The 1,158-nt window shown below is 52.8% G+C and carries 3 protein-coding genes; all 3 read right to left on the minus strand.

Annotated elements, in window-relative coordinates; translation table 11 throughout:
* The coding region (locus C5B91_RS21045) for a nucleoside monophosphate kinase (RefSeq protein WP_147374900.1) at window positions 1-314 on the minus strand (314 nt) is incomplete at its 3' end.
* A gap of 59 nt (window positions 315-373) precedes the next feature.
* Window positions 374-874, minus strand: coding sequence for a cyclic nucleotide-binding/CBS domain-containing protein (locus C5B91_RS21050; RefSeq protein ID WP_058365806.1), 501 nt, complete (start codon window positions 872-874; stop codon window positions 374-376).
* Window positions 875-1,053: 179 nt separating this feature from the next.
* Window positions 1,054-1,158 (minus strand): SDR family oxidoreductase (locus tag C5B91_RS21055; protein ID WP_119713015.1); only part of this gene is annotated, 105 nt, incomplete at its 5' end.

The raw sequence follows: 1,158 nt of genomic DNA on the forward strand, positions 1-1,158 counted from the left end.
TCGGTCATATTATTGAGTTCCTCAGCCTGTTCTACGTTGCGGGGATACCCATCCAGAACAAAGCCATTGACTTGCGATAGAGCCTCTTTAACGAGCAGAGTGACAACCTCGTCCGGAACAAGCTCACCTTGATCCATATATGTGCGCGGGACATCATACTCTGATTCAAATTCTGAAATATCCCTGTCCTTATTTGCCCGAAGGAGCTCCCCGGTAGTGATATGCTTTACATTAAACTCCTCAGAAGCCTTTCTACTCTGCGTCCCCTTTCCTGCGCCTGGTCCACCGAGGATTAGAATCCGTGGTTCGGCCATGTCTCTCTTTTGATGTCAGTCACGAAAAAGACACGTATCGAGAGTCTCAGATGCGGAGGTTACTTTCTCTGGGACTCTGACCGGATGATCCCGGAGAGATTGTCCATCTGTGCGGAGACATGGGCAGCTTCTCCCGCGAGGTGAGTGATGAGATCGTCAAGGGTGACGATCCCCACAACTGAGCCATCTTCGACAACGGGAACATGGCGGGCAGCCGCCTCGTTCATTTGTCGCAGTACCCTCGGTACCTCCGCCTCAGGCGTTACGGTGAGGGGGTCGGAGGTCATCACATCTCCGGCGGTTATGTTGGATTCGCTCTGATCCGTTGCGAGAACGTTGAACTCACTATCTGGCGTGAGGAGCGCGCCAATCAAATCTCGATCTGTAATGATGCCCACGAGCTGGTCGTTTTCTTCCACAACGACGTAGCGGGCACATTTGGTTTGCGCGACCATCGTTTGGGCGACCTCTGCTACCGACGTATCCGGAATAACGCGACCAACTGACTCGTCGGCGATACTCCCAACACGTAGTGTGAGATCGGATCGATTCTGTTCCATACTGGGGGATTGGTTAGAGAGACTAAATAATATGGCGGCAGTTCCTCACTTCATAGAAGCATCTCAGGGAGTTACGGTGCTTGCCTTCGGTAGATAGTAGCACGTTTTGCGCTGCTACTATCCGACTGGTCTCCCGCGTAATGTTGGAACCAAGTGTGGTGAATGTGCGACCGTAGTTACTAGTGGGCAGTCCAGCCTCCGTCGACAGGAATGTTTGTGCCTGTGATGTACGTCGCCTCATCAGAGGCGAGAAACATCGCAATGCCGCCGATCTCCTCGGGTTC

It is taken from the genome of Haloferax sp. Atlit-10N, assembly GCF_003586325.1.
In the GTDB taxonomy this organism is placed as follows: domain Archaea; phylum Halobacteriota; class Halobacteria; order Halobacteriales; family Haloferacaceae; genus Haloferax; species Haloferax prahovense.

Bases quoted from the DNA above. Each gene is read 5' to 3' on its own strand.
- C5B91_RS21050 (WP_058365806.1), bottom strand. From the start codon at position 874: ATGGAACAGAATCGATCCGATCTCACACTACGTGTTGGGAGTATCGCC.